The sequence below is a fragment of the Mucilaginibacter sp. genome (assembly GCF_025359345.1).
Classification (GTDB): domain Bacteria; phylum Bacteroidota; class Bacteroidia; order Sphingobacteriales; family Sphingobacteriaceae; genus Mucilaginibacter.
This window is the reverse complement of record NZ_JANYGQ010000010.1, coordinates 45,044-66,136: the sequence shown is the minus strand read 5'-3', so window position 1 is coordinate 66,136 and position 21,093 is coordinate 45,044. Positions and strand designations below refer to the sequence as shown.

At 43.1% G+C, this 21,093-nt stretch carries 21 protein-coding genes; 8 read left to right on the top strand and 13 right to left on the bottom strand.

From position 1 onward, the window contains the following. Both Q0R52_RS05800 and Q0R52_RS05795 read right to left on the bottom strand, forming a co-directional pair. A complete protein-coding gene (locus Q0R52_RS05800; RefSeq protein ID WP_295793001.1) occupies positions 1-648 on the bottom strand; it encodes a response regulator transcription factor in 648 nt (215 codons plus the stop codon). A 58-nt stretch (positions 649-706) separates the two neighbouring features. Then, positions 707-3,637, bottom strand: coding sequence for a triple tyrosine motif-containing protein (locus Q0R52_RS05795; RefSeq protein ID WP_295792999.1), 2,931 nt, complete (start codon positions 3,635-3,637; stop codon positions 707-709). A gap of 239 nt (positions 3,638-3,876) precedes the next feature. Between Q0R52_RS05795 and Q0R52_RS05790 the strand changes: the two genes are divergently transcribed. Together Q0R52_RS05790 and Q0R52_RS05785 are read left to right on the top strand one after the other, a co-directional pair. Continuing rightward, a complete protein-coding gene (locus Q0R52_RS05790; protein WP_295792997.1) occupies positions 3,877-4,149 on the top strand; it encodes a hypothetical protein in 273 nt (90 codons plus the stop codon). Further along, positions 4,134-4,262 carry a hypothetical protein gene (locus Q0R52_RS05785; RefSeq protein WP_295792995.1) on the top strand — a complete coding sequence of 43 codons (129 nt, stop codon included), beginning with the start codon at positions 4,134-4,136 and terminating at the stop codon, positions 4,260-4,262. The genes Q0R52_RS05790 and Q0R52_RS05785 overlap by 16 nt, the downstream gene beginning before the upstream one ends. Before the next feature lie 72 nt (positions 4,263-4,334). On the opposite strand, the gene Q0R52_RS05780 is transcribed toward Q0R52_RS05785, so the two are convergent. The 3 genes from Q0R52_RS05780 to Q0R52_RS05770 form a co-directional block, all read right to left on the bottom strand. Beyond that, complete coding sequence (locus Q0R52_RS05780; RefSeq protein ID WP_295792993.1) at positions 4,335-5,648, bottom strand: sugar MFS transporter; 1,314 nt, start codon at positions 5,646-5,648, stop codon at positions 4,335-4,337. 164 nt (positions 5,649-5,812) lie between these two features. Then, entirely contained in the window at positions 5,813-6,226 is a 414-nt protein-coding gene (locus Q0R52_RS05775) for a hypothetical protein (RefSeq protein WP_295792991.1), read from the bottom strand. A gap of 160 nt (positions 6,227-6,386) precedes the next feature. Then, positions 6,387-7,106, bottom strand: coding sequence for a TIGR00730 family Rossman fold protein (locus Q0R52_RS05770; protein WP_295792987.1), 720 nt, complete (start codon positions 7,104-7,106; stop codon positions 6,387-6,389). Positions 7,107-7,403: 297 nt separating this feature from the next. Between Q0R52_RS05770 and Q0R52_RS05765 the strand changes: the two genes are divergently transcribed. From Q0R52_RS05765 to Q0R52_RS05740, 6 genes are all read left to right on the top strand, one after another. Continuing rightward, entirely contained in the window at positions 7,404-8,591 is a 1,188-nt protein-coding gene (locus Q0R52_RS05765) for a PAS domain-containing sensor histidine kinase (RefSeq protein ID WP_295792984.1), read from the top strand. After that, a complete protein-coding gene (locus Q0R52_RS05760; protein ID WP_295792982.1) occupies positions 8,588-9,640 on the top strand; it encodes a response regulator in 1,053 nt (350 codons plus the stop codon). The genes Q0R52_RS05765 and Q0R52_RS05760 overlap by 4 nt, the downstream gene beginning before the upstream one ends. Positions 9,641-9,723: 83 nt before the next feature. After that, positions 9,724-10,176, top strand: coding sequence for a lactate dehydrogenase (locus Q0R52_RS05755; RefSeq protein ID WP_295792980.1), 453 nt, complete (start codon positions 9,724-9,726; stop codon positions 10,174-10,176). A gap of 8 nt (positions 10,177-10,184) precedes the next feature. Next, the gene (hemN, locus tag Q0R52_RS05750) at positions 10,185-11,555 is read left to right on the top strand and encodes an oxygen-independent coproporphyrinogen III oxidase (protein ID WP_295792978.1); all 1,371 of its coding nucleotides are present in this window, start codon (positions 10,185-10,187) and stop codon (positions 11,553-11,555) included. Between the two features lie 263 nt (positions 11,556-11,818). Then, positions 11,819-12,958, top strand: coding sequence for an ATP-binding protein (locus Q0R52_RS05745; RefSeq protein ID WP_295792975.1), 1,140 nt, complete (start codon positions 11,819-11,821; stop codon positions 12,956-12,958). Beyond that, on the top strand, positions 12,955-13,389 hold the full coding sequence (locus Q0R52_RS05740; protein ID WP_295792972.1) for a response regulator: 435 nt from the start codon (positions 12,955-12,957) through the stop codon (positions 13,387-13,389). The genes Q0R52_RS05745 and Q0R52_RS05740 overlap by 4 nt, the downstream gene beginning before the upstream one ends. A 128-nt stretch (positions 13,390-13,517) precedes the next feature. On the opposite strand, the gene hemH is transcribed toward Q0R52_RS05740, so the two are convergent. From hemH to ccoN, 8 genes are all read right to left on the bottom strand, one after another. Beyond that, positions 13,518-14,582 carry a ferrochelatase gene (hemH, locus tag Q0R52_RS05735; RefSeq protein WP_295792971.1) on the bottom strand — a complete coding sequence of 355 codons (1,065 nt, stop codon included), beginning with the start codon at positions 14,580-14,582 and terminating at the stop codon, positions 13,518-13,520. Positions 14,583-14,814: 232 nt separating this feature from the next. Next, positions 14,815-15,159: a hypothetical protein gene (locus tag Q0R52_RS05730; RefSeq protein WP_295792969.1), complete on the bottom strand. Its 345-nt coding sequence runs from the start codon at positions 15,157-15,159 to the stop codon at positions 14,815-14,817. A 159-nt stretch (positions 15,160-15,318) separates the two neighbouring features. Further along, positions 15,319-16,008 (bottom strand): sulfite exporter TauE/SafE family protein, encoded by a 690-nt coding sequence (locus Q0R52_RS05725; protein WP_295792967.1) that lies wholly within the window; start codon positions 16,006-16,008, stop codon positions 15,319-15,321. After that, the gene (locus Q0R52_RS05720) at positions 16,005-16,427 is read right to left on the bottom strand and encodes a FixH family protein (protein WP_295792965.1); all 423 of its coding nucleotides are present in this window, start codon (positions 16,425-16,427) and stop codon (positions 16,005-16,007) included. The genes Q0R52_RS05725 and Q0R52_RS05720 overlap by 4 nt, the downstream gene beginning before the upstream one ends. Positions 16,428-16,430: 3 nt before the next feature. Beyond that, positions 16,431-17,804, bottom strand: a complete 1,374-nt coding sequence (ccoG, locus tag Q0R52_RS05715) for a cytochrome c oxidase accessory protein CcoG (RefSeq protein ID WP_295792964.1) — start codon at positions 17,802-17,804, stop codon at positions 16,431-16,433. 3 nt (positions 17,805-17,807) lie between these two features. Further along, positions 17,808-18,707 carry a cbb3-type cytochrome c oxidase N-terminal domain-containing protein gene (locus Q0R52_RS05710; protein ID WP_295792963.1) on the bottom strand — a complete coding sequence of 300 codons (900 nt, stop codon included), beginning with the start codon at positions 18,705-18,707 and terminating at the stop codon, positions 17,808-17,810. Then, positions 18,704-18,895 (bottom strand): hypothetical protein, encoded by a 192-nt coding sequence (locus Q0R52_RS05705; protein ID WP_295792962.1) that lies wholly within the window; start codon positions 18,893-18,895, stop codon positions 18,704-18,706. Before Q0R52_RS05705 ends, Q0R52_RS05710 begins: the two co-directional genes overlap by 4 nt. 7 nt (positions 18,896-18,902) lie before the next feature. Next, positions 18,903-21,029 carry a cytochrome-c oxidase, cbb3-type subunit I gene (ccoN, locus tag Q0R52_RS05700; protein ID WP_295792961.1) on the bottom strand — a complete coding sequence of 709 codons (2,127 nt, stop codon included), beginning with the start codon at positions 21,027-21,029 and terminating at the stop codon, positions 18,903-18,905. Between the last annotated feature and the right edge of the window lie 64 nt (positions 21,030-21,093).

Sequence of the window (21,093 nt, the reverse complement as noted above, 5' to 3'; positions counted from 1 at the left end):
CTACATCGTATCATTAACCAAATGCTCGCGGATAGCTTTGGCAACCGCTTCAGATTTTGAGTTAACATGTAGTTTTTTATAAATATTGCTGATGTGCGTGCAAACCGTGCCCATGCTTATAAAGCAATTGGCCGCAATCATTTTATAGCTGTCGCCTTTTACCAGGCAGCCGAGTACATCTTTCTCGCGCGACGACAAGTCATATCCATTTTCGACGATGTTTTTCTTCTCGCTAAAAAACTCAAGCACTCTGCGGGCTATGCTTGCGTTCATAGGGGCGCCGCCCTGGCTAACTTCGGTAATGGCCTCCATTATTTTTGCAGGTGTGGTTTTTTTCAGCAGATACCCCGTCGCGCCGGATTGCAGCGCATCAAAAATTTTTACACTGTCATCGTACGAAGTCAGGATGAGGACATTAATTTCCGGGTGATGGCTTTTGATGAGGGCGGTAGCTTCAATGCCGTTAAGACCCGGCATATCAATGTCCATCAATATTACGTCAGTTGGGTCGTTTCGCAAATGCTCCAGTACGTTGTTGCAGTCGGGATATACGCCGGATACGGTGAAGCCGGGCGTAGCAGAGATAAGGTAAAATAAACCATCACGCAGTGCATTGTTATCATCAAATACCGAAACCCTGATGTCCAAATCGTAAATAATTAATGGGTAAATATAACTTTGCTTAATTCAGCGTTCAATCATATGTCTATATGATATTGACTACCAGCCTGGTAACAGTGCCTTTCCCCGGCTGCGAAATAACTTCAATAACGCCGCCAATTTCAACAGCGCGCTTTTTCATATTTTTAAGCCCGTTGCGGTTGCTTTTTGCATTAATATCAAAGCCTTTGCCATTGTCGCTTATGATTAATTCAAGGTGATTATTCAGCCTGGTTACTGTTATTTTAATGGCCGTGCATTCAGCATGTTTAAGTATATTGTTGATACACTCCTTAAAAATCATGAAGATGTTTTTGCGGGCTTCCATTTTAACACGTGCGCTTAGTATATCTTCCTGTATATCTATATCAAAATTGATGTTGCTTGCTTCAAGCAAGGGTATGGCAAACTCGCGCATGCGCACTGCCAAATCGTTAAAGTGATCGTTTTGAGGGTTTACGGCCCAAATAATATCGTCCATCGCCTCAAGCATTGTCTGCGAGTGGTGCGAAATATGTCCTATCACCTCGCGTGTTTGCTCAGGCGGCAATTTTCGTTGCAGCTGCTTATCCGCCACATCACTAAAAATTGAAATACTGCTTAGCGCTGAGCCGATGTCGTCATGGAAATCGGAAGCAATCCGTTCACGTATCCGTTCAATTGCCAGTATGTGTTTTATTTTATACCGGTACAGCTGGTATAAACCAAATGCAATGACAAGTATAACTAATACCCTGAACCACCAGGTTTCCCAATAAGGTGGCGTAATGATAAAACTGAAAGAAGCAAGATGGTTATTCCACACACCATTTTTATTGCCGCATTGTACAAAAAAGGTATAGTCGCCGGGTGGTAGTTGCGTGTAGTTGGCATTGCGCTGTTCGTTAGCATATTGCCACCTGTTACCGGCACCACTAAGCCTGTAACGGAAATTAATATGGTCGGGGTCTGAATATAAAAACGATGTAAATGCTATATTGACGGAATTGTTTGAATGGGTAAAAGTTAAACTCCCGGCATCTTTTTGTGAAGGATATGGAAGAAACACCGGCTGGTTGTTCACATCAATTTTTTCGATTACCGGGTCGGATGGGGCAAGGTTGTTCTTTAAATCCTGTGTAAAATAGGCATAGCCATTGCCGAACCCGAAAATAATATCCTTGCCTAAAACGGCAAATGAAGAACTTGGGTAAATCTGCATCATCGAGGTTTCGTGTTCGGCCCTCGAAGAAGTATGCGTTTTTAAATCATAATTTAATATACCGGCTTCAGTACCGGCCCAAATCATGTTGTTTATACAGATAACGTTTTCGCAACCCGGATTGTGCAGCCCGGCTAAGGAGTTTACTATGGTGAACTGTTTGGTTTGCGTATTGAAAATATTTATACCACTGCCTGCGGCACAAACTATTTGATTGCCTGGCACAGGGGCTATGTCGAAGAAAAAATAATCCGGTTTCTCTCCCTTTCCTCTGTAGTTAACAGTTTTATTTGTGGCGGTATTGTAACTGAAAAGCCCGTCCCTTGATGCTGCCCAAACAATACCCTTATCATAAAACCCATTTAACAATATAAATTTAAGCCGGGTGTATGATTTGTCACTCAAATTGTTCGTGGTAACCAGTTTAAAATGCCGTGAGCCCAGTTCATATTTAAAAAGGCCCTTATCGGTAGTAATAAAACAAACATTTTCGCCTGCCGTGATAATTTTCCTGATGTTGCAAACCAGCGCAATTGAGTCTGGAACGGGCAGCTTCTGTTGCGACTGAATACCAGCATTTACATCCCATTCCACTATCGCTTTTTTTGTCGCCAGCAGGAACCTGCTTTTTGACAGCTGTACAAAATCGTTTATCCGCTTAGTGGCAGGGTTTGCGTCAAATGCCTTTTCAATTTTTTTTGTTTTCCAGTCCACGCAAATCAACCCCTGGTTGTATGATGACATCCACACTTTTGTGCTATCATATTTATCCTTTGCAATTTTATTTATACCGAGTTCATCACTATTGCTTTTATTCAAAAAGCGCATTTTTAACTGCTGATTTACCACATCAAGCATACTTATACCAATTGATGTGCTTAGCCACAGCCGGCAGGTTTTATCAACGTAAAATTTGGTTATTATATTGCTGGGGACGCTGTAAGGGTTGCTGTCATAGTGCATGTAAGTAAATTCAACCTTTTTTAAAACCGTATTGTAAACAACAATACCCTTTCCCTCTGTTGCCATAAAAAGGTACTTCTCTTCCCTGTCCTGCGGCAAAAAAACCAAGTCGTTTATGGCCGCATCTTTTACTCCATTGCTCACCGGTTCCAGGTCTGTCAAATTGTTGTATGAAAATAGCCCGTCAGACGTACCCAGGAAAATCTGGTTGCCGGTTTTAATTATCGAAAAGGTTTTAACAAGGGTATGGTTATAAATCAGCGTATTTGTTTTATAAGTATCGGTTGCGATGTTATAAATGTAAAATTTTTCGCGGCTCGACAGCAATACAGTATTATCATCAAGCAGGTAGGAGCACAAAGGATCTGTTACATTTTTAAGTGCTGTATACGTTATTTTTAATGTTTTAAGATCAAGCTTTGCCAGTCCGTAATCACAGGCAAACCAAAGATTGTTTTTTTGCAGGCAATAAGAGTTAACGCTTGCTATGTGATGGTTCGGGTCGGTTTTTATATAAATAAACTTCCCGCTGGCATCATCATAATAACATATGCCTAACGAACAGACCCATATTTTGCCGGTATTATCAGCCTTCAGGCTGGTATAATTGCCGCGCAGGCCACTGTTTGCCTGGTCAAAACTGTTATAATCTGTGGTTTTGTACCCATCGAAGCGTTGCATTCCGCCGCTGCACGACCATACATAGCCGTGTTTGTCAAGGGCGATATCAGCAATTCCGCGGCTGATGAAATGATTTTGACTGTTGAAATTTTCGAAACGCCAATCAGGATTTGGCGTAAATGATTGGGCCAAAAGGAAGCACGGTAAAATGGATATTAGTAAACTAAATATAAATTTCATCATTACATATGCCGGCTAAAACCGTGGCTATAAAAAGTCATTTTAAATTTAGCATAATTATAAGTGATTGATTATAAATAGAGAAGTTTTTTGTTGGAGTGACGAATGGTTGAACCCGTTGAGAAAATACAAGATAACTAACATTTCACAACCCGGAAATTACTTAAATTTATACTAACGATAAAAAAACGATGATGAAAGAATTTATGCTACTCATCCGCAACGAAACGGAAAGTAAAACAGATTTGTCGCCTCAACAGCATCTCGAATTTGTAAAAACTTGCGAGGTTTACATTGAGGCCATGATAAAAAATGGCAATCTTATTGGTGCTCAACCGTTGGTGAGGGAGGGTAAAATGATATCAGGAACGCCCGGCGCGTTTAACGAGGGCCCTTATACCGAAAATAATGAAATAATTGTAGGCTATACCACATTTTGGCAAACAACATGGATGAGGCTGTAGATCTGGCCAAAGGCAATCCCGAATTTGCCTACACCCAAACTGCTAAAATTGAGGTGAGGCCTATAAAAATGAAGGAAGAAACCACGTCGTTTGTATACCCGCAGGGAAAATAGATATAGCGCTGCCTTAAGCAAAAAACCCCGCATTGCGGGGCTTTTATTATTTGTAACAGTTTGATTTATAAATTATGCACTAACATGCTTTCTTTTTTTGTACCCGTAAGCAGCAAAATAAAAAATAAACAGGTAAAGCGGCAGTAAAATAAGGTACGACATGTGCGCTGCATCTGCCTGACCCATGCTTGCCTTAAAATGGTCGACAGAAAAGCCATATAAGGGTGGGAAAACTGCCGCGCCGGCAATACCCATTATCAGCATGGATGAGCCTATTTTAGTATATCGACCCAAACCTGCTAGCGCCAACGGCCATATTGCGGGCCACATCAGCGAGTTAGCAAGCCCCAAAAGAGCGATGCAAAATACTGAAGCATATTGGTGAGTGAGTAATGCAGCGATGGTAAAAATAATACCTAAAATGGCAGATATAACGAGCGCCTTTTGTTGCGTGATATAGCGCGGAATACAAATAATGCCGATAATATACCCGGCAACCATGGAACTCAGTGTGAAGGATGTAAAAAACTTAGCAGTAGACAGGGGGATATGTTGCGATGCTCCGTAGCTGATGATAGAGTCGCCGGCTATTACTTCGGCGCCTACATAAAAAAACAGGGCAATAACCCCTATTATTAAATGTGGGAACTGGAATATACTGGTTTTGCCGCTGTTGGCTGCAGCAACGGTTTCATCCTCGTGGTCGGTATCAATTTCGGGGAGGCCCGAGAAATAGATTAATACGGCCAATATAATCAGCACAATTACAATTAGTATATAAGGTAATATCACCCTCGATGCCAACTCATTTAATTCAGCAGTTTTTTGTGACGGGTTTAATTTGGCGAGATTAGTGGTAAAGGCGTCGATATTTTTTAATACCACTGCGCCCAGAGCAATAGGGGCCAATACACCGGCCATCTTATTACAAATGCCCATAATGCTTATGCGCTTTGCAGCACTTTCGGCCGGGCCAACTATCGTAATGTATGGGTTTGCTGCGGTTTGCAATATGGCCATGCCGCTACCCTGTATAAAAAGCCCTACCAGGAAAATTGAATAAATCCTGGTGATTGCTGCCGGGATAAATATTATTGCGCCAATAGCCATAAATACAAGCCCGGCCGACATGCCGTTTTTAAAGCCGAAAAGCTTGAGCACCCACGCCGATGGCCTGGCCATCACAAGGCAGGCCACATAAAAAGCGGTTGCCACAAAATACGATTGGAAGTTATTTAGCTGGCATGCTATTTTCAAATAGGGAATTAGCACGGAATTGAGCCAGGTTATAAACCCGAAAATGAAAAATAATGCGCCTATAATAGCTATAGGACTTACGGTGGGGTTTTTAGTGACCGGGGCACTGATGGAAGGTGTAATTGCCATATGTTGGTTTTAAGTTTCGCAAAATAATTAAATAATGCTAAAACCACACAAAAGAAACAATTGCAAGCTGCGGGCTCCGTTACAACAGGTCAATTAAAATTATATGAAAGAAAAAAGCGCCGGGTTATGTGCGCTTTTACTATCGGGTATTATGGGGGTGAGATTTAGTTTGCTATAATTTTGTATTTATGCTTAACATCAAGCACCAGCCTGAACAATTCCTGCTTTACTTTACGGAATTGGTGGTTAAGGTTGGTGATAAAATATTCCAACTGAACCTGTGTAGCCGCCAGCGATTCGGAGTCTTCAGGGATCACATCCTCAGCCATCAGTTCCAATTGCGTTATTTGGTTGGCCAGCATGTTGTTTATTTCCATTTGCTCCAGTTTTTTCAGTTCCTTGCCAACTTCAATAAGCCGGTGGATATGGTCAGCGTCCTGTAAGCGCACAATGTAATCATCCATCAGCCGGTGCAGGTACGCGGTTTCTATTTTAAAAAACTCTAGGTCTGATAACCATTTACGGGCAATCACATAATATTGGAGTGTGCGGTCGGGATTGGTAATTGTTGCCTGCATAACGGGTGTATTTTCAGCTTGTATTAAATTGTAATAATATTACAGACTGCTAAATTCGAAATAATTGGGCGGCATAAAATGACGGCTGTCACGCCAATAAGTGATTGTTGTCACCCAATGCCGTGGCAGATCATGGTACAAGTTTGTTTGCCCGGGCGGCTTACCGGTGTTCAAATAACCACCAGGTAGGCTTTGATTTGGGCCGGGGCTTTAGACCATATTGTTTAATGCTTTTTTCCTTTATTAAATTTACAGCTTCCTCAATATCGTCTGTTACCAGGTAAAGATGAGCGTCCGGCTCGCTTATCGTGCCATCCTTTTTCATGGTTTCAATATGCTGCAACAGTTCCTTATGGTAATCCCTGCCAAATATGATAACCGGGAAATCTTTAATTTTATGAGTTTGTATAAGCGTAAGCGCCTCAAAATATTCGTCGAGCGTGCCATACCCGCCGGGCATCACTATAAATGCAAACGAATATTTTACCAGTAATACTTTGCGTAAAAAAAAGTGCTGCATGTAAACCCATTTGTCGAGGTATGGGTTTGGGCGCTGCTCAACCGGTAATTGAATATTACAACCAACCGAACGGCCTCCAACATCGCGGGCGCCGCGGTTTGCAGCTTCCATTAAACCAGGCCCCCCGCCGGTAAGGATGGTAAATCCAAGTTTTGCAAATTCGGCAGATGCTTTGCGGGTGAGTTCGTAGTAAGGATGACCATCTTTAAATCTGGCCGAACCGAAGACCGTTATACAAGGGCCTATAAAATGCAACGCACGGAACCCGTGGATAAGTTCGCGCATGGTTTGAAAAGTAAACTTTAACTCTTTAAGTCTTGATTGCGGCCCATCTAAAAATTGAATTTCTGAATTATTCATAGCAACAGTTTTGTACCAGGCATTTTGCAGGCTTATTGGCGATTTATTATACTGTAAAGTTTTTTAAATTAATGCTGATAAAATATGACACAAATCAGCAAACTGGTTGTTTGTTATCAGTTTACGCAGATGCTTTGTGATGGCAGTTGCCTTTATACTTTGAGGCTGTTTTGTACAAAAAATGACGACGATCACATTTCTACATGAAAAGGGTTATATTTGGTTAGGATGCCACTAGTGATATTTGTGATAAATATCACGACCCCGCATGACTGTAAATAAATGCTAAACGAGTATATGGAAAACGCTGCCCTGCTAAAAGCGATAATTGACAACGCCATTGATGGGATACTAACCATCGACGGGCATGGCATTGTTGAATCCATTAACCCGGCGGCATGTAAGTTGTTTTTGTGCACGCCCGAAGAGGTTATTGGTAAAAATGTTTCGACATTGATGCCTCAGCCATACAAAAGCCAGCACGATGAATACATTCATCGTTATCAGCGAACCAACGAGCCGCATATTATTGGTATTGGCAGGGAAGTAACCGGTTTAAAAAAGGATGGTACAACATTCCCATTCAGGCTGGGCGTCAGCGATGTTCCGTTCGCAGGCAGGAAAATTTACGCCGGTTTTATTCATGATTTAAGTCGGGAAAAAGAGGCCGAGCACCAACTAAAAGAATACGCCGCTCATTTAGAGGAGTTGGTTGAGACGCGTACGCATTCGCTTAGGGAAACCGTGCAGGCGCTGCAGCTTGCAAAAGAAGAAGTGAGCTTTTCACTTGTAAAAGAGAAGGAACTTGGCCAGCTAAAGAGCCGTTTTGTTTCAATGGCATCGCACGAATTCCGTACCCCGTTAAGTGCAATCCAATTGTCGGCATCGCTTATTGAAAAATATGCACTCCCTTTTGAAAACGAAAACATCCGGAAACATGTAGGAAAAATAAAGAATGCTGTTGGTAATTTAACCACTATTCTCAACGACTTCCTTTCGCTCGAAAAACTGGAAGCAGGGAAGGTACAGCCGGCATTTACTTATTTTGATGTTGTTAAGCTATCGGAAGAGATAACTGAAGAAATGCAGATGGTGGCCAAACAGAACCAAAATATTATTTACCAGCATACAGGCACGAGCGGCATAATAAACCTTGACCCTAACCTGCTTAAAAACTGCGTAATAAACCTTATAGCCAACGCCATTAAATATTCGGGCGAAAACACATTTATTGAGTTTAATACCGAAGTAACCTGGCAACAGTGTATAATTACTATTAAGGATAATGGCATTGGCATACCTGATACCGACCAGAAACACTTATTTGAAGCTTTTTTCAGAGCGCACAACACAGGCAATATTCCGGGTACCGGTTTGGGCTTAAATATTGTGGCGCGTTATACCAGTCTGATGAACGGGCAAATTGAATTTAGCAGCAATATTAACCAGGGAACCTTATTCACTATTACATTTCCAATATCATGAGCAAGAAAGTATTAATAATTGAGGATAATAACGACATCCGCGAAAATGTGGTTGAAATTCTTGAGTTAGCCGGCTACACGGTATTTGAGGCCGATAACGGTAAAACCGGGGTTGACCTGGCCCTGAAAAATTTGCCGGATATTATTTTGTGCGATATAATGATGCCCGAACTTGACGGCTATGGCGTATTGTATATGCTGAACAAAAACCTGGCGACAGCTGCTACGCCTTTTATATTTTTAACTGCGAAAGCCGAACGCCTTGACTTACGAAAGGGAATGGAAATGGGGGCCGACGACTACCTGACCAAGCCTTTTGATGACATGGATTTATTAAATGCCATTGAAAGCAGGCTAAAGAAAAAGGAATTGCAGCAAAATTTCTATAGCAAATCATTAGACCGTTTAAATAACCTGATAGCTAAAAATGACGGGTTTAATGAACTGAAGAAAATTATAAGTGAACGAAAGGCCCGCCAGTTTAAAAAAAATCAGGTCATTTATTACGATGGCGATAAAGGCAACGGCCTTTACCTTGTTGTTAGCGGCAAAGTAAAAACTATAAAGCTGGCAGAGGATGGGCGCGAACTAATGACCGGTATTTTTAATGATGACGATTACCTGGGTGTTAACGCCCTCCTGTCAAACGAACCATACTCCGATACGGCTACTGCCCTTGAAGATAGCACCCTGTGCCTTATCCCTAAAGACCAGCTGGAGCAATTGCTTAACCTGTACCCCGAAGTGGCGCGCGAGTTCATCAAGATTTTAGCAAATAATATAAGGGAAAAAGAAGACCAGTTGTTGCAATTGGCCTACCATTCGGTACGAAAGCGGATGGCTGAGGCTATGATGCGGCTTTACAAACAGCAGCCTGCCGGTGCCGAAGGTTTTAAAATTACGCGCGAGGATTTGGCTGCAATGGCCGGTATGGCCACCGAAACTGTTAGCCGTACACTGTCGGATTTTAAAGACGAAGGACTGATTGACAAGAAGGGAAGCCTGATTACAGTAATTAATCCCGAAAAGCTTGCTAAAATGAAAAACTGACACAGATCACTTTTTGGGCTGACATCGCTCATACTCTGTGGTTTGGTATAACGGTAGCTTTGTTCTTATAAATATTATAATGGATGAAAGCTGTTGCCTTTAGTGTCAAGCCCTTTGAAAAAGAATACCTGGCGAAAGCTAATCAGAAAAAGCACGATATAACGCTTATTTCCAATCCCTTAGGGGTTGATACGGCTGTTTACGCCGAAGGGAAAAACGCGGTTATTGTTACTGAAGATGATGACTTATCAGCACCAGTGGCTGAACAGTTGGCTGCCCTGGGCATTCAATTTATTGTTACCAGGTCCGCCGGCACCGGCCACCTTGATAAGACAGCATTGACCAGTCACGGTATAAAAATAGCAAATATTCAAAACTATCCGCCCGGCGGGCCGCTTTTAGCCAATGAAGCGTTGCAGGAAATAGCCGACCAAACAATCAAAAGTCTTGATTTGTGGAGCCTCAATAAATGCGTTGGCCAGGTTTGCGCCTGCGCCAAAGATTGCAATAAAACTACCCCCGAAAAAACTGTTTAACCTTAGCCATGGAAAATATGATTAACGACCTTGCCAACAAGTACAACGTCCCGGCGCCACGTTATACCAGTTACCCAACAATGCCCTATTGGGACACCAACGCATTTAAAGTTACCGACTGGAAACAAACGGTAAAACGGTCGTTTATTGAAAGTAACGGGAACGAAGGTATAAGTATTTACATTCACCTGCCGTTTTGCGAAAGCCTTTGTACTTACTGCGGCTGCAATACCCGCATAACTAAAAATCACCAGGTTGAAGACCCTTACATTACAGCTGTACTTAAGGAATGGAGAATGTACCTGAATATTATGGGCGGTAAACCACTTATTAAAGAAATACACCTGGGTGGTGGTACGCCAACATTTTTTAGTTCGGCTAATTTGCACAGGCTTATTTCTGGTCTTTTGCAAGACGCCGATGTTCATCCCGGAGCTGAGTTTAGTTTCGAGGGGCATCCGGCAAATACCACTATTGAGCACTTGCTTACCTTGTATAACCTCGGTTTCCGCAGGATCAGCCTTGGCATACAGGATTTTGACCCCATAGTGCAAACCATTATTAACCGCCACCAAAGTTTTGAACAGGTTGAAACGATAACAAGGGCAGCGAGGGCCATAGGCTATACATCAATAAACTACGACCTGATTTATGGCCTGCCGCTGCAAACAATGCAGGGCCTTGCCGAAACGATCAGGCTAGTGGCCGAGTTAATGCCCGACAGGATTGCGTTTTACAGTTATGCACATGTACCCTGGATTAAACCCGGCCAGCGTTTATTTACTGAAAAAGATCTGCCCGATGCACACGACAAGAGCAAACTTTACGAGATAGGCCGCAGCCTGCTGAGAGGGCATGGCTTTAAAGAAATTGGTATGGACCATTTTGCCTTGCCTGATGACCAGCTTTTTGAAGCAGAGGCCAAGGGTACACTACACCGCAACTTTATGGGTTATACGGCTCAGCACACTCAAATGCTTATCGGGCTGGGTGTATCGGCCATTAGCGATTCGTACTATGGGTTTGCTCAAAATGTAAAAGTTGTTGAAGAATATCTGAAGCTTGTAAATAACGACGAGCTGCCCGTTTTTAAAGGGCATATATTAACGCCCACCGATTTGATAATGCGTAAACACATTTTAAACATTATGTGTAAAGGCTATACCACCTGGAACTACCATGTTGACGGCTGCGATGCCCTGTTTGATGGCATTGAACGGCTTAGGCCCCTGGCTGATGACGGGTTAATTGAACTCAACTCGTGGGAACTAAAAGTCACACCTCTTGGCAAACGCTACCTGCGCAACATTTGCATGGCGCTTGATGAGCGCCTTTGGGCCGATAAGCCAACAACACAATTATTTAGCATGGCTATATAAAAAGTGATTAATGTCATTTTTTATAGATGTTTCAACATTTAACTTAGCTATTTAAGGAATGTACTCACCGCTATTTGAGAATAAAAATGATTGAAAAGCCTTTGTATTCGGTAGTGATGTTTGTTGCTATTGGCTTAATCATCCTTGTTGGGGTGATAATTGCCTGCTGGAATATTGCTAAAAATCTTCTGTAAACTCAAAGATTGGAAGGAGCCCTGAATCACACATAACCTTTAAATAAATATCAGCAAACTTAATACGTTTTGAATATTTCGCACGGCAGCGGCTTAACTGAACATACAAAATTTAATAACAATCAACTTCTGTTACTAAAAATGATGGAAGAGATACACGGTTATGCCATTTTTTTGCTGGATAAAGAAGGTAATGTTGAAACCTGGAACAAGGGTGCCGAAAAAATTAAAGGTTACAAGGCAGAAGAAATAATTGGAAAAAATTTCAGTTTGTTTTATTCGGATGGTGATCGCAAAAAAGGCACCCCGGCCACTACCCTGGCCGAAGCCGATCGGCTGGGCACCACGTATCATGAAAGCTGGCGGATACGGAAGGACGGGACGGCGTTTTTGGGGTCAATTACCCTAACGGCATTGCACGATGAAAATAAAAACGTTGTTGGATACGCCAAAGTTACCCGCGATTTAACCGAAAAAATGCAGGCGGAAACAACAATAAAAAAACATTTGCTTGAGGTTGAGCGCAAAAACAAAGAACTTGAGCAGTTTGCATATATAGCCTCGCACGATTTGCAGGAGCCCCTGCTAACCATTACCAATTTTGTTGAACTGATACAACTGGAATACGCCGAAACGCTGGACGAAAATTCAAAAACTTATTTTGATTTTATTAACCAGGCAGCAAACCGCATGAAATATTTGATTACAGGCTTGCTCGACTACTCGCGTATCGGGATCGACAAAACTATGGCGCAGGTAAACTGCAACTTGTTGCTGGATGAACTGAAGCGGGATCTGGATGCAACCATCAAGGCAACCGGGGCAGTAATAGTTTATGATAACCTGCCAATTATTACCGGCTACCCATTAGAAATAAGGCAGCTTTTTCAAAACTTGATTACAAATGCAATTAAGTTCAGAGAACAACACAAAAAACCTGTGATAAATATTGGCGCCACCGGCGACGAAAAATTCTGGCGCTTTGCGGTAACTGACAATGGGATCGGGATAGAGGCAAAATTTGCAAAAAAAATATTCAGGCTTTTTAAAAGGCTGCATACTCGCGATGTTTATGATGGTAACGGGATAGGGCTGGCGCATTGCAAAAAAATTATTGAGTCGCACGGAGGCGAAATATTTGTAAAATCGAATCCCGGCGCCGGGAGTACCTTTTATTTCACAATTCCAATAAAAGTTAAATCTGTATGAAAAAATACAAGGGGTTTAAGGGTGTGTTACTAATTGATGATGACGCCGCCACAAATTTTATCCATACCAAAATGATTGAAAGGGCCGACGTTGACGTGCAGGTAACGGCTATAAACAATGCAGTCGATGCGCTGGATTTTTTAGCCTACACAGGCAAGTACAGCGGTACTGAACATATACCGCGGCCCGGGGTGATTTTTTTAGACATAAATATGCCGGGGTTAAGTGGCTGGGATTTTATGGACGAATACCGGAAAATGGATGACAGTTTGAAGGCCCGGATGGTGGTTATAATGCTCACTACATCAATAAATCCTGCAGATAAAGAGCGCGCGCTTAAAAATAGCGACATATCGACGTTTTTGCATAAGCCACTTAAACCACACATGGTTGAAGATTTGGCAATGAAATATTTTGAAGAAGAGCTCTAAAAACCAGATGCGCCTTAATACATTAATTCAAGTATCACACTTATAAAAAATGAACTTAAATTCAATCCTTACAGTACTGGCAGTAGTCTTTTTAGTCTTGGTAGTTATAGCCGGCCTTGCAATAATATTTAATGTGATAAACATAAACGTTTAACTCCATGATGTTCCAAAACAGGTGCTTTTTGCGAAGCCATATTTTGTAAGGCTTTTATAAATATGGGCGACCCGTTCAGGCTTTCAACCAACTGCAGGTGCTGACCGCCTGCTGTCAAAAACATTTCCCGGTATTCGACCCCGATTTCGTAAATTGTTTCCAGGCAATCGGCAACAAACGCTGGGCAAAAAACCAGCAGCCGTTTATAGCCGGTTTGTGCAAGGTTCGCTATTACGTCGGCGGTATATGGTTTTATCCATTCGGCCCTGCCTAATCTCGACTGAAAACATACGGTGTAATTACCAGGCAGGATACCCAGTCGGATGGCAATCAGCCTCGCTGTATGATGTGCCTGGGCTGCGTAACAATTAAAGTTTACAGACGTAAGCGTGTCGCAACATCCCTTTTTACGTTGGCAATGGCTGCCGGAAGCGTCGCATTGTATCAACTGGGCCTCGGGTAAACCATGGAAACTAAACAGCACATGATCATAATTTTCAGCGGGGTATTTTCGGCCATTTTCAGCAAAAGCTTCAATCATAAATTCATCATCGTGAAACGAATTGACGAAGGATACCGATGGAATAACATCCCATTTGTTCATTGTTTCCATCACTTTAGCTATCACCGACCCGCTGGTGGCCGAGGCATATTGCGGAAACATTGGAATAACGCGGATACTTTCGACCCCAGCTGTTTTTAACTTGTTTAGTGCCAGTTCAATTGAGGGGTATTGGTAACGCATGGCAAGTTCTACAACGTACCCGCGGCCAAGCTCCATTTTTAGAAGTTGCCGCTGCATGTTGCTATAATGCAATAAGGGCGAACCGGTTTGGCTGTCCCATATTTTCCGGTACAACCTGGCTGATTTCGCCGCCCTGAAAGGGACTATGATGCAGCGAACCAGTAAAAAACGAAGGAAGCGGTGAAGCGTGATAACCCTGGGGTCCATTAAAAACTCGGCCAGGTATTTTCGTACATTATTAACAGAAGGGCTAATGGGCGTTCCTAAATTAACCAATAAAATTCCTTTGCGCATTTTAATTATCAGAGTTTTAGAACCCAGTATTGCCGCCCGCCCCAGTCCACTTTTCTTCTTCACTAATCATTCACCCACAAAGTGGTTTCCGGCGCAACCAAACACCGGGCGATAAACCAGTTATGGGAGAGCGGGCAGCATATTCCGGGCCTTGCCACACTTAGCTGGCAAGCTTCCCATCAACAGTATATTATTTAATTGACCAAGTCTCGCCCGTTGCCGGGCAGATTAGTTAAATTATGCAGATAATTGCCATTAATACTTGTATAACGATGCTTGCTGCAAACAGCTTAAGCAAAGCTTTTATTCCGGCTCCGCCCATGCCTGCAATAATGTTTGCAAAAAACAGGGTGAGCGTTACCACAACAATAAGTGTAGGCGCGTTAAAATAATAAATCAGCAGGGCTGGCAGGGGCAGAAAAAATACACCCTGGAACACAAGCGACAATAAAAACCAAAAGGTTTTGTTTTCGGACTGGCTTTGAGTAAAGGCGGCCCACTTATTAAAAATGTTCGTTGGAGTTGTTGTTGCCGGTTCTTGAGTCCATTGTCCGGCATGATTAATTGAAGTTGCCATAGTTGAATTTTTATACAGCAAATATCAGCCAACACAGGTGCTCACACCATGACAGAAACCCGGGCAAAAAATGACGTTTATCATTTTATCAGCGATCGGATTGTCTCAAAACATTCGTAAGCATGATGGCAAGAATATAAGAGGCGATTGCGGGAGAAATTAATGGCAAATGGTTACGCCCGAAGATTGTTTTGCAGGGCTGAGATAAGGAATATTGAGGCCCAAACCTCGAACCAGGAACCAAAGGCCCAAACATACCATAACATAAGGCATGCCCCGGTTTATGCTGCGCCGCACAGAAGGGCCAATAAGGCCCGAACTTACCGTAGCTATTAGCATTAACGGGAAAGTGCCCATACCAAACCAAAACATGTATTGTGCCGATGCAAAAGGCGACGAAGTGTTAACTGCGCCAACCAGGGCCAGGTAAACAAAACCGCAGGGTAAAAAACCGTTAAGTAAGCCTATTGCCAAATGGCCGGCCTTGTGCTTAAGAGCATAAGTTAGGAGCCTGTTTACAGGAGCCAGTATTTTAGAGATGTACCCGCTTTGCGAAAATTTAATTTTAAGTAGCCTGGACAGCCCGGCAGCAATAATAAGTACGCCGCTGATAATGCTTACACCCTGCTGCAGCCCGGCGAGCCAAAGCTGCCTGCCCAGCAATCCTATTAATAATCCTAAAAACGAATAGGTAATAACGCGGCCCAGGTTATAGGTTATCTTATCGGCCACTACCAGCCACCAGCTCGAATGAAATGAGGGTACAGCAAATGCCAGCGGCCCGCACATACCAATGCAATGTACGCTGCCAAACAAGCCGATGAAAAATGCTATTAAGTTGGTATTCATTTTATATACACTTCCTGTTGATACAGGTAGGCTTTATCGCCGCTTTTCCAATCCAGTACAATCCGCCACTTGCCGGCAACTAAACCATTTAACGCCAAACTGGTGCTGCTACCGGTATTTGTATTTAGTTGAAACGTTTTGTCGAGCGCTTCACTGGATGGCCTGATAAACCGCGCTGTTCCGTTTGCAGGTTTTGTAAACGCTATATGTGCCTGCCCGGCTTCAATACTAATTGCAGGCTGGGCATGGTCGGCAACAACTTGTTTTTCTTTGGCAAAATCTTTGTCAAAATTCAGCCCTTTTTCATAATACTGGTGATCGTACTCATCAGCAGGCATCCTGAACATATACACGCACATGCTGATTATAAAAAGCATGAAAATCGCCATTCCTAATATTATTCCTTTTCCCCAGTTCATATTTTAATTGCTTATTGGTCCTACAAATGAAGTGCTGACTGTTTGCACTACTTTTTTATCGTATACCAGGTTTATTTTAATATCTGTTTTTGGCGAAGTGATATGCGAAGCCGGCACCATCAGGAAAAACACCGTTTTTGCCGAACCTCCAGCCGTTACTTTGCCCGGCGCCTGTATATACTTTATTTTTATCGATGGGTCGTCGGTATTAATACTGATATCCCTCCCCGTAGCCGATTTATTGATGATTTCGGCATTATAAATATTGCTGATATAGCCACCCTTTTGTTCCTGGTAAAGCATTCCCGCACTGCGCAGCACTTCTATACTCATATCGCCGCGGCTGAATATAAAATAGCAAAGCACCGTCATAAGTACAACAATAATACCGCTATAGCCTGCCATACGCCCGGTAAAGGTTGGCTTTTGCTGCTTGTGGATCATGTTCTCCGAGTAAAAACCGATAAGGTTTAAAGGCTTGTTTATTTTGTGCATAACATCGTTGCACACGTCAATGCAAGCCGTGCAGTTAACGCATTCCATTTGAGTGCCATGCCGTATATCAATAGCTGTAGGGCAAACAGCAACGCAAAGCCCGCAATCAATGCAGTCTCCTTTTACTTTTAGGGGATCAGCCGTTCTTGAAAGCTTTCCGCGCGGTTCGCCTCGGGCGTCGTCATAGGCAACTACCAGTGTATCCGGGTCAAGAAATACGCCCTGCAGCCTGCCATACGGGCAAAAAACGGTGCATACCAACTCGCGAACCTGGCTATATATAAGATAAAAAATAATGGTAAATACCCAAATGCTTATAAAACCAACTAAATGTAAATTAACAGGCTCGGTTATAATTTTTAACAAGCTGGTACTGCCAATTATATAAGCCAAAAAAGTATTCGCAATTAAAAACGATACCAATACAAATAAGAAATGCTTTGCGGTTTTTCTTAGTGCTTTTTCCCGTGTCCACGGCCCGGCATCTACTTTCTTGCGGTGATTTGCATCGCCTTCAACCCATTCTTCAATTTTCCTGAAAACCATTTCCATAAAAATGGTCTGTGGGCAAATCCACCCGCAAAATATACGGCCGAATGCAATGGTAAAAAGCACCACGCAAACCACAAAAACCAGCGTGGCCAGCACAAACAGGAAGATATCCTGGGGCCAGAAAACCTGCCCCAGGATTACAAACTGCCTGTCCATGAAATTTAGCATTAATAGGGGCTGTCCTTTTATTCGCAAAAATGGCCCTGCAAAAAACAGGATAAGATAGGCATAGCTAACCCACGACCTCCACTTATACAGCTTGCCCTTGCGGATCAGCGGGTATATCCATTTGCGTTTTTTGCTTTGCTCAGCTACCAGTAGTCCGTCCATTTTTTAGTTATTAGACACAAGTTTATTGTCGTCGTCTTCTTCCTTAGTTCCCTGTGGCTCTTTTGCGCCGGCTGGTTTTGTGCCGTGCAGCGATTTTATATAGTTTGCAACATCTGATATTTGCTTCGGCGACAATTGTTTCTCCCAGGTAGGCATGCCTTTTGCGAGCACGCCATATTTAATGGTTTTAAACAAATCGTTAATTTTATGCCCGTGAAGCCAATAATCGTCAGTAAGGTTGGGGCCAACATTGCCCTGTGCGTGCTCGCCGTGACAGGCTGCGCAGGTTGACATAAAAATTGCCTTGCCCGATGCAAGCACAGCAGGGTCGTGCACAAGCTTTACGCTATTTTCATCAACCCGGTTAGCAGCTTTGCTTAAGAAGACTTTTTTAGCAACATCGGCCTGGGCCAGTTCTATTTTATACTCCTCGTATTGCAGTGGTGCGGCATTAAACACATGGTATATCAGCAGGTAACACACAGCAAATGCAATGGTGGTATAAAATAGCCACATAAACCAGGCAGGTATTGGGTTATCCAATTCCTCAATGCCATCATAATCGTGGGCAATCAACAATTCCTTCTCTTCGGCCATCGGTCGTAACGAAAGCAGTTTTTGCCAAACCTCGGCCTTTGGTTTCTTTTCTTTCTTCGCCGGTTCCAATTCAGCAGTGATCTGCTCGTTGGTATACCCTTCTGATTTCAGTACAACGCGGGTCAGCACTTTGAATGCTTTCAATAAAACAAGCATTGCGATAATCAGCAAAAGCAGTACTGAAACAATAGCCCCATAGCCAATGTAATCCATTGTTTCGCCGGGCAAAAGGCTATCGGCAGCCGCAGTAACAGGCTGCACACTTATTAGTATAACTAACAGAAAAATTATTCGCAGGTATTTCATAACTGTAATGATTGAGGTGTTTCGGTATCGCTATCGTGCAAAGGCAAATCGCTCATATGATCGACATGAGACTTGCGTATGCGGATAAGCATTATGGCTACTACAATAAAAAACACAAAGAATATGCCCAGCGAGAATAACAGGTAGGCCTGGTTTGCGTTAATGTTTTCGGTGAATTGCTTAAACATAATATGATTATTTATTGGCTGTTTTATTTGCTTTGATGTCGGTTCCAAGGCGCTGCAGGTAGGCAATAATTGCTATCACTTCTTTATCGCTTTTTACCTTAATGTGGTCGGCGCCTAAATTAGCGGCTATTGCTTTCGCTTGTTTGTCAAGCTCAGCATTGGCAACTTTTTCATAACCCGGCGCATAAGGCACCCCCAGCGTGCGCATGGCGTTTATTTTGGCAACGGTTAAACTGGTGTCAAGGGTTTGGGTAAGCAACCAGCTGTACTCGGGCATAATACTACCTGGCGACATGAGGCGCGGATCCATCAGGTGATTATAGTGCCAGGCGTTGCCATATTTCTGGCCTTCGCGTGCCAGATCGGGCCCGGTGCGTTTTGATCCCCACAGAAATGGATGATCGTAAACAAACTCGCCGGCTTTGCTGTATTCACCGTAACGCTCGGTTTCTGACCTGAATGGCCTGACAGTTTGCGAGTGGCAGTTTACGCAACCTTCGCGTATGTAAAGGTCCCTGCCCTGTAACTCAAGCGGGGTGTAAGGTTTTACCGCGGCTATTGTTGGTATGTTTGATGATATAGTTAATGTAGGCATCAACTCAACAAACGTACCAACTAATATAACCAGTAATGCTGCGATGAGCATTTGAATAGGTTTGCGCTCAAGCCTGCGGTGCCAGGCGCTTTCGCGGGCAATGGTATGCACCGGCGCTAATGGCATGGCCTGGGCAGCTTCGTTGGCAACCAATTTGCCCTGCAAAGCGGTGCGGGTAAGGTTATAGGCCATAACTATTACACCTAGCAAATACATGGCACCACCGGCAGACCGCATCATGTGCATAGGCAGTATCTGCAAGGTTGATTCAAGAAAGTTGGGGTATTTTAACATGCCTTCGGCAGTAAATTCCTTAAGCATAAGGCTTTGGGTAAAGCCAGCCCAATACATAGGTATGGCATAAAACAGTATACCCAATGTGCCTATCCAAAAGTGGAACGAGGCCAGTTTTTTGGAGAAAAGCTCGGTTTTATAAATACGAGGTATCAACCAGTACAACATAGCAAAGGTTAAGAAGCCGTTCCAGCCAAGGGCACCAACGTGTACGTGGGCTATAATCCAGTCGCTAAAGTGGGCAATTGAATTTACCTGCTTTAATGATAACATAGGCCCTTCGAAGGTTGCCATACCATAAGCGGTAAGGGCAACTACCATAAATTTCAGGATAACATCATCGCGCACCTTATCCCATGCGCCACGGAGGGTTAACAAACCGTTGATCATACCTCCCCAGCTTGGGGCTATCAACATAATTGAAAATGCTACGCCCAATGATTGTGCCCAGCCCGGTAGTGTGGTATATAATAAATGGTGCGGACCTGCCCATATGTAAATAAATATAAGTGCCCAAAAGTGAAGGATACTTAACTTGTAGGAGTAAACCGGGCGGTTCGCCATTTTTGGCAAAAAATAATACATCATACCCAGGTATGGTGTGGTCAGGAAAAACGCAACCGCGTTATGCCCGTACCACCATTGTACCAGTGCATCCTGTACGCCTGCATAAACCATATAGCTTTTAAAAGCAGATACCGGCAACTCGAACGAGTTTACAACATGCAAAACTGCTATAGTAATAAACGTGGCTATGTAAAACCAAATGGCCACATAAAGGTGCCGTTCGCGGCGTTTAAAAATAGTACCGAACATGTTCCATCCGAATACTACCCAGATAACGGTAATGGCGATATCTATCGGCCATTCAAGCTCTGCGTACTCGTGTGATGTGGTTAAGCCCAGCGGCAGGGTAATGACTGCAGAGAGTATAATAAGCTGCCATCCCCAAAAATGAATACGACTTAAAACGTCACTAAACATCCTTGCTTTTAGTAGGCGTTGCAGGGAATAATAAACCCCCATAAAAATGGCGTTGCCCACAAATGCAAAAATAACCGCATTGGTGTGCAGCGGCCTGATACGGCCATACGTGGTGTACTGGTTGCCCATATTGGCCCCAGGATGGTACAGCTGTATGGCTATGATGAGGCCTACAGTCATGCCGATAATCCCCCAGATTACGGTAGCTATACCAAAATTCCGGACGATTTTGTTGTCATAATAAAAATTTTCGGGCTGCATAAAGTGTTGTATTTTATGGGTGTAAAACTATTAAGGCTGGATAACTGACAGAATGATGACGGTT